At 24.5% G+C, this 7,594-nt stretch carries 8 protein-coding genes; 2 read left to right on the top strand and 6 right to left on the bottom strand.

The window, feature by feature from the left end; all coding sequences use genetic code 11:
• Positions 1-148 precede the first annotated feature (148 nt).
• Positions 149-295, bottom strand: a complete 147-nt coding sequence (locus tag WBG30_RS09990; protein ID WP_424504509.1) for a hypothetical protein — start codon at positions 293-295, stop codon at positions 149-151.
• 557 nt (positions 296-852) lie between these two features.
• On the opposite strand from WBG30_RS09990, the gene WBG30_RS09995 reads away from it, so the two are divergent.
• Positions 853-1,047, top strand: coding sequence for a hypothetical protein (locus WBG30_RS09995; RefSeq protein WP_424504510.1), 195 nt, complete (start codon positions 853-855; stop codon positions 1,045-1,047).
• A gap of 146 nt (positions 1,048-1,193) precedes the next feature.
• Here the strand turns inward: WBG30_RS09995 and WBG30_RS10000 are convergent, their stop codons facing one another.
• A complete protein-coding gene (locus WBG30_RS10000) occupies positions 1,194-1,862 on the bottom strand; it encodes a nitroreductase family protein (protein ID WP_424504511.1) in 669 nt (222 codons plus the stop codon).
• Positions 1,863-1,893: 31 nt separating this feature from the next.
• Positions 1,894-2,307, bottom strand: a complete 414-nt coding sequence (locus WBG30_RS10005) for a MarR family winged helix-turn-helix transcriptional regulator (RefSeq protein WP_424504512.1) — start codon at positions 2,305-2,307, stop codon at positions 1,894-1,896.
• A gap of 186 nt (positions 2,308-2,493) precedes the next feature.
• Here WBG30_RS10005 and WBG30_RS10010 point away from each other — a divergent pair, with 186 nt between their 5' ends.
• Entirely contained in the window at positions 2,494-2,643 is a 150-nt protein-coding gene (locus tag WBG30_RS10010) for a hypothetical protein (RefSeq protein ID WP_424504513.1), read from the top strand.
• Positions 2,644-3,174: 531 nt separating this feature from the next.
• Here the strand turns inward: WBG30_RS10010 and WBG30_RS10015 are convergent.
• The 3 genes from WBG30_RS10015 to WBG30_RS10025 all read right to left on the bottom strand — a co-directional run.
• Positions 3,175-5,148, bottom strand: a complete 1,974-nt coding sequence (locus tag WBG30_RS10015) for an NACHT domain-containing protein (RefSeq protein ID WP_424504514.1) — start codon at positions 5,146-5,148, stop codon at positions 3,175-3,177.
• A gap of 55 nt (positions 5,149-5,203) precedes the next feature.
• Positions 5,204-6,883 (bottom strand): hypothetical protein, encoded by a 1,680-nt coding sequence (locus WBG30_RS10020; RefSeq protein ID WP_424504515.1) that lies wholly within the window; start codon positions 6,881-6,883, stop codon positions 5,204-5,206.
• Between the two features lie 368 nt (positions 6,884-7,251).
• Positions 7,252-7,594, bottom strand: a 343-nt coding sequence (locus tag WBG30_RS10025; RefSeq protein ID WP_424504516.1) for a GNAT family N-acetyltransferase, incomplete at its 5' end; no start/stop codon positions are given.

The following is a 7,594-nucleotide window of genomic DNA, read 5'->3' on the forward strand; positions in this document are numbered from 1 at the left end:
CTTCTTGATGGTATTTTTTAGTTTTTATGTTTATAAAAACAATTTTTGATTTTGCTTGATTTTGCCTCTTTCTAAATAATATAATTATAAAACTTAAAACTGTCACAATTAAAATTATTTCTATCATATTTTGCCTCCTATTTTTTTTTTAAACAGTTCCACTTACACCTCTCCCAAATCGTAGAGTACTCTTCTTACATTTACTGCATATCCTACTATATGGAACTCCCTTTGAATCCACTTCAGTTATAAATGTTTTTTTACATTTTAAACAAATAACCTCTTTTTTTTTCATTAGTATCACCTCTTTAAAAATTGTATTTTTTTAAAATCAGTATCAATTATAGGCATATTTTTTTTAACCAATTATCCTAAAACTAAATATCCACTGGTTTTAAGACCTCGAAACACCAAATATATGTTCATTTGCTAAATTATATACTCTATTCTTGTTTATTTCCTTTTTTATATAAAAAAAGAAGAAGTTTTTTAATCTTCTCCTAAAAATAATTTAGTTTTATTATTTCATGATTCTATTTTAAACTCTAATTCTTTTTTACTCCTACACCTTAATTATATCTCCTACTTTAATCTTTATGCCATTAACTTGATGTAAAACCACCTAATTATCAAAACTCCTACAGGGCAAATATAAGCCTTTATTTACTATTGAAATATTTTATTTAAGTCTGTTATTCTCCCAAATAAATTCTAACAGGAAAACTTCTTACCTCCTCCCCCGCACAAAGCTTTTTTTTTGAAACTCTCACAATATCTTTTTTTATTTGACTTTGTTTTTTTATATGTTAATATTAATTATGGCAAGTTTTTTTCCTTGGGGAGGGAGTTTTTATGACTTATTTTATTGACGATACAACTCATACTATTCACAAATCAGTTTGTCCACATATCTATTTAGTAGATATGAAAATTCTAGATGTTTTTTTAGATGATAAGGATGCGCTAGTTGATGCAAAATCAAAAGGATATAGCGACGCTGAAGGTTGTTGGTATTGCTGTTCGAGTATTAAAGCTCAAAATAATTAGGGCTTTTTAGATTACCTATTTCACTTAAAAACTAAGAGCCAAAATTATTTTTGGCTCTTAGTTTTTGATATTATTTTTTAATTATTTTGAGTTTAATTATTTCAAGTAATGATTTCACCTCTGAAAGCACAGCATAAAAGAAATATCTATTTAAAAGATATAATATCTTCTACATCTAACCTTACAGATTCATATGAAGTTTTATTTCCTTTTCCAATGGCAATAATTACAACTGGAACATATCTTTCTGGATCAAGTTCAAAAGCTTCTGCTAATTTATCTTCTTCAAATCCACCTATAGCATTTGTATCATATCCATGGGATCTTGCAACTAACATAAGTTGCATTGCTGAAAGACTTGAATCAATTTTTACAATGTCATTCATTTTTTCCCTTGTTGCATTTTCATAAGCAGGCATAAAGAAATTCATTAATTCTTTTTTTACATTTTCAGGCATAAGATCTTTTTCTACAGCTTTTCCATAGATTTTTTCTGCTTTTTCATAACATTTCATATCTCCAAAAATAATAATCATAGCTGAAGAAGTATCATTTTGATTTGTATTAAATCTAATTAAAGGACGAAGTTTTTCCTTTCCTTCTTTTGATTCAACTACTACAAATCTCCAAGGTTGCATGTTAACTGATGATGGAGCTTTTGCTGCTGATTCTATAATTTCATGCATTTCTTCATGACTTATTTTCACATTACTATCAAAGCTTTTAATAGAACGCCTGTTAAAAACGATGTCTTTAAAATCATTATTTTTTAGCTTTATTTCTTCTTTAAATTGTTGAGATAAGTTCTTTTCCATAATTGTACTCCTTTTGGTAAGTTAGTAAAAACTATAATTTATTTTCTATTTCTTCGAGTATTTCCATAAGTTTTTCAATTTCATCTGATTCAAAAGGAACAGGGAGCTCACACTGGTTTTCACTTTGTTTTTCTCTACATTTGGTAAGCTCAGTCCTTGCAAAACATGTCAGGGAAACAATTACTTCTCTCACATTTTCTTTATTTCTATTCCTTTCAACATAGGATTTTTCTTCTAAAATTCTAAGATGTCTTGTTATAGCTGCAGGATCTATTCTAAGATAATTGGCTATTTCCATTTGGGAACTGTCTCCCTTATCTTTAAGATATATTAAAATCTGATATCTTGTAAGACTAAACCCAGTACTTTTTTCAAATTCTTTTGTAAGTTTTTGTTCAACATTTTTTAATTTTAGTAGCATATTACTAAATGCTTTTAATTTCATGTTTTCAAATCCTTTCTTAATTCTTTTATTAAATTTCTTTATAATTGACCAATCAATCATTGACGTGTCAATTGTATTACTTAATGTAAATTTTGTCAATAAAATTATTAGATTAAACTCTACTTATTAACTGATGTTTCTTTTCTGCTTGTACTAGATAGAACAATTGCAACAAATAAAAAAATAATGAGCGAATTAAAAATTAAAAATAGTAAACCTTTACCTGTTTCAACTGAAACCCCTAAAAATTCACCTCCAAATATCCCTAAAAATCCATATATAAAAACTTGTAAATCAACTGATAAATCTTTATTCCAAGAAAATTCATTTAAATAATAAAATTTATATAAATAAGCAAAAGAATAGCTAGAGTATAAAACAGATATAATTAAATTAATTATTTTTTTTCGATCTATTCCTAAAGAGGTAGTCCATCTATTATTCCAAATATGGTAATAAAAACAAGTAAAAATATTCATTATTAATAAATAATAAATAATAAATAGACACTAAAGTAAACAAATTATGAATTTTATGATCCCAAAGATAAGCAAGGAATTGAAGTGTTAAAATTATATACCAATCAATTGCTTTATTTTTTTGAGCAATAGCTTTTTCATTAGTATTGTTTCTAGATTTTTTAGAAATATAAATGATTTTCCAATATTCAGCTATATTTATTTATTTTAAGAATTTAATGCTTGTATTTATTGTTTTGTGTGTATATCCATTCATTGTATCAGCCTCATTTTGTATAAAAAATTAAGTTACTTAGTCTTATTTTAAGAATAGCACAAATATTTTTTCTTGTTAAGTATAAAATAAAAAATACATAATAGGGGTATATAAATTCGAATAATAGACCTTTTATAAGTTACTAATAAGATCTTTAATTTTAATATTTTTCTTTGTTATATTTTGAAGTAAACTTTTATAATAGTTGTTAATTTTTTCAAAATCAATCAAAAAATATTCTTTTCTCTCATTTCTCCTTACTATTTTACTAATCATTTCTAAACTTTCAATATTATCTTTGGAATAAAAGATTTTTTTGTCATATTCTAACTTATTAATTTTTTCATATTCAAAAACATTTTTGTGCGATATTTTTTTAAATATATCTATGTTTCTATCATTTAAAATTTTTAAAAGGGAATAATACTTGTGATGAGAAAATGTCGTATAAAATTTACATTCAGGGAGGTAAGTAACACAATTATTTCTCAACTCATCTGGATTTAAATTATTTTCATTTAAAAATTTTTTTAGATGACTTTCACATTTATCAAATTTTGTGAATAACTCATTAAAAATTTCATCATTACGTTTGGGTTTCCATAAAACTGCAGTTGGATATAATATTAGATGACTTTTTAAAACATCATCTATTCCTTTTATTTGGAAATCAATTGTTTTTATTTCTGTTATGAATTTTTCTAATAAAACTTTTTGAAAGATAATAGGCTCTAAATCAAAAATAAAATCTAAAACATTAATATATTTTTTATTTGATTTAGAATTCATTAATGCTTCTATAATTTTTTCTTTGTCCTCTCCTAATTTTGAAATTTTTAAAGCAATAAAAAATTCTTGCATTGATTTATGACTCCACAGGTAACTATTGCCTTCTTTCTTAAATAATGGCACTTGTTTAATAAAGTTTTCTAGTAAACTAATGTTATCAAATTTTATTTTTAAATCATCTTTGACTCTTTGAAGTTTTTCATTCATTTCGCTTTCTGAGAATGTAATTTTAAGATTAGCTAATTCTTGAAGTGAAAATTCTTCTAATACCTTTTGAAAATCTAATTTCCCAAGTTCTTTTTTTCTATTAAATCCTTTTTTAGTAGAAGTATCGTGTGCCTCGTAAAGAGCGTCAAATACTTGGGTATAATAGTCACATTTACTTGCTGGTATCGTTTTTTTATATAAAAAAGCTCTACAAAGTAAAGATGCTAATAAAGGTGTTTTAAAAAAGTCTTCAACTATTTTTTTATGGGTCGTTATTTGGAATTTTAATTCTTTAAAATCCTCTAAGTTATTTTTCATATATTTCTCTATTAAGCTTATAGCTTCATTCATTAATAATGGTTTTATATTATATTTTAGATAACTTGGAAAATTTGATATTAAATCTTCAGGTCTAGAGGATAAAATGTAATAATTATCTACCTCTGAATTTGTTAAATTATTTATTTCGTTAATAGCATGTTCCTGGTCTTCTTCAATAATTTCATCAAAACCATCTAAAAAGAAAATTAATTTTTGACTTAGAAGTAGATCTATTAACTCTTCTTCTATTTTTTCAGAATATTTAAAAAATGATTTTCTAATAAGATTTTTAATTGTTTCTCCCTTTTTGATATTCCTTAATTCAATAAATAAAGGTATACAACTATAATCATTATGGTGTTCTTGTTCAAGATAGCTTAAAAATAAAAATTTTGCTAATGTAGTTTTACCCATACCAGCACTATCTTCTATCAATAAACGATTCGAGCCATTAAAAATAGAAAAGTCAAATTTTTCAATTTTTATATTTTTACTTTTATCATCAATATAATTATCCCTAGTGATTAATGTTAAAGGTTCATAAATGTCTTTAAGCATTATTCTACCATCTAAAGCAAGAGGTACTGTATAACAAAATTCAGCGTATAGCTTGCCTAAATAATTTTTAATTTTTAACTTTAATTTATCTATTTCTTTTTTTTCAATATCACCAAGGTTTGCTTTGTTTTTATTCATAGTTTGAAATAAACCATTCATAGCTTTAATCCCCATCATTAATTCTTCTTTATGCTCTAAAACCCCTTTCCCTATTTCGGTAATACCAGTCATAAAACCCCTCCTTTTTTTAATTTTTAATTTTAAATCAACTGACCATTCTAATATTTCATTTACTACTCAGAAAATATTCAATTCTTTTTTTTATAAAATAATCATTTCTATCAGGATTTTCTAATATTTTGTTTATGTTTTTTTTCCCATCATCATCTAAAATATTGTATAAGGTTAGTGCTAGGTAATAAGCTTTTAATTCTATTTTTTCAGATATAAATTTTTTAAAAAATTCTATTATTTTCGGAGTGATAGGAATTTTTATATCTTTTATTATTATTTTTTTTAATAATTCTTCATTTAAAGAATCTATTACTTCATCTACTTCTGCTATTAAATTATTTAGATAATTTGCATATGCTTTTTCGATCATTTCATCTATTTTTTTTGAAATTTTACCATCAAAAGATGTTGTATGATTAAACATTCTTAATGATAATTTTCCATTATCATTAGCTGTTAACTCGATCATCCTTTTTGTTATTTTTTCATCTATTTCATGTGATATTTTAAAATTATAATGTTCTTTCATTTCCAATAAACATGCATATAGATAAAGTAAATCCTGTAATTCAAATTTTGCTTCACTGTTGATAATCGTTTCTATTTCTACATGTAAGTTTTTTATAGTATCTTTAGTTTCTAAAAATACACATTTACATCTTTCAATTGTTTTAAAGTTCTTTTCTGAACTATTAATATGTTTTAACGCTACTTCTATTTTTTCTTTTATAACATTTTTAGAAATATAAAATCCATCTATACATTCTACTAATTCTCGAATATTCGATGGTATGACTTCAAAATAAGCATTTCTATTTCTATTTATTTTTTCTTGAGGATTTTCAGACATAATTTTATTAAAGTTTTTAGAATTTTTTCTATATTCTTCTGTTAAATTTCCAGTGCAATCTTCTAAAATAACATAAAAAATACTTTCCAATATTAATTTTTTATGGTCTATAGAAAAAGATTTTGGTTTATAAAAAAGAATAATTTCTCTATAGAACGTTTTTATTTTTTCTAAAATTCTTAAATTATACTCGCCATACTGATTAAATAATTCTTTTAAAATCTTTATTTCTTTTCCATCCCATTTTTTATTTTTAAAAAAACCATCCAAAGTTTCTTCTGAAATTTCCGTTATTTTAAACTTACTATCTAAAACTTTTTCTTGATATTCTTGAAAAATTTTATATTTATTTTTAGAGGGGTCTTCTTCCTTTTCAGGTTTTAATTTTTCAAGATTACAAATCATTATTAAATTGGTTTTTTTACTAATCCTCTCGAATAAACCTAGCAATTCTTTAAAATCAATATTATCGTTAACTCTTTCTAAGTCATCTATACAAATTATTGAGTTTTTAGAAAACTCTAAATCTTCAACACTCAGTACGTCTATTAAATTTTTTATACTCGGACTTCTAATTGGACTTTTTTCTGTAATTTGTCCTAATAAATTTCCTATTGTTTTAATAGTATTATTTTTATTTAATTTCTCAAATGTTGGAAATAAGACTTTTTTTATGATTAATTTCTCTAAACTCTCTAGTGATTTTAGTCCAAATAAGGATATAAAATATTGATTATTTCTTTTATTTTTAAATAATTCATTGATAGTAAAACTTTTCCCGATACCCCATTTACCATCTATAAGAATTCTATATTGTTTTTTATTTGTATTAAAATCTTTATAAAGCAAATTTAATTTTCCAATCAATTCTTTACTATCCATAAATAACGATCTCCTCTTTCTGTTTTTAAAATTTAATTTCAATTCGCTCTCTTCTAGGGGACTAAGTTCTATCATCAATTTTTTAAAGTTAAAGCACCAACATAAAAATGCATCTTATACTAGTTCTTTTGATACAAATTCAAACAAATTATTATTCACGCTGTGACTCCATATTAGCCTAGTATCCTTCTGAAATTCCCTTGATACTTAACAAGTTAATTATAAATATATTAACTTTCTTTTAACTTTTTTACAACATTTTTAATTTAATATTTATAATCATCCGTGCTATTCCCATTTTTTTGTAAAAAAAAAGACAGTACCCAACTGTCTTTTTCTACTTTACTATTTTCTACAAGTCTCATACGCTACAACTCCATCTCCAAAAACTTTGCTCCTTCAATTGGATTATGCGTATAAGCTTCAATTTCATAAAACCCAAATGCTGCATATAATCTTTGAGCTGCTTTCAATGATGGAATAGTGTCGAGTCTAATATAATTGTATTTTAATTTTTTAGCTTCTTCAATTAACACAGCTACAAGTTTTTTCCCTATTCCTAGTCCTCTATAATTATCACGCACATATAATCTTTTCATCTCACATATATCTCCTGAAATTTTACGCAATGCAATACACCCTGCAGGTTTACTATCAACCAATACTAATATTAAAACTCCATGAGGTGGTCCATATTTTCCTGGTAGTGCG

This window comes from Psychrilyobacter sp., from assembly GCF_049671765.1.
GTDB lineage: Bacteria > Fusobacteriota > Fusobacteriia > Fusobacteriales > Fusobacteriaceae > Psychrilyobacter.

Excerpts from the sequence above, each read along its gene's own strand:
- WBG30_RS09990 (WP_424504509.1), bottom strand. The coding sequence starts at position 295 with ATGAAAAAAAAAGAGGTTATTTGTTTAAAATGTAAAAAAACATTTATA.
- WBG30_RS09995 (WP_424504510.1), top strand. The coding sequence starts at position 853 with ATGACTTATTTTATTGACGATACAACTCATACTATTCACAAATCAGTT.
- WBG30_RS10000 (WP_424504511.1), bottom strand. The coding sequence starts at position 1,862 with ATGGAAAAGAACTTATCTCAACAATTTAAAGAAGAAATAAAGCTAAAA.
- WBG30_RS10005 (WP_424504512.1), bottom strand. The coding sequence starts at position 2,307 with ATGAAATTAAAAGCATTTAGTAATATGCTACTAAAATTAAAAAATGTT.
- WBG30_RS10010 (WP_424504513.1), top strand. The coding sequence starts at position 2,494 with ATGAGCGAATTAAAAATTAAAAATAGTAAACCTTTACCTGTTTCAACT.
- WBG30_RS10015 (WP_424504514.1), bottom strand. The coding sequence starts at position 5,148 with ATGACTGGTATTACCGAAATAGGGAAAGGGGTTTTAGAGCATAAAGAA.
- WBG30_RS10020 (WP_424504515.1), bottom strand. The coding sequence starts at position 6,883 with ATGGATAGTAAAGAATTGATTGGAAAATTAAATTTGCTTTATAAAGAT.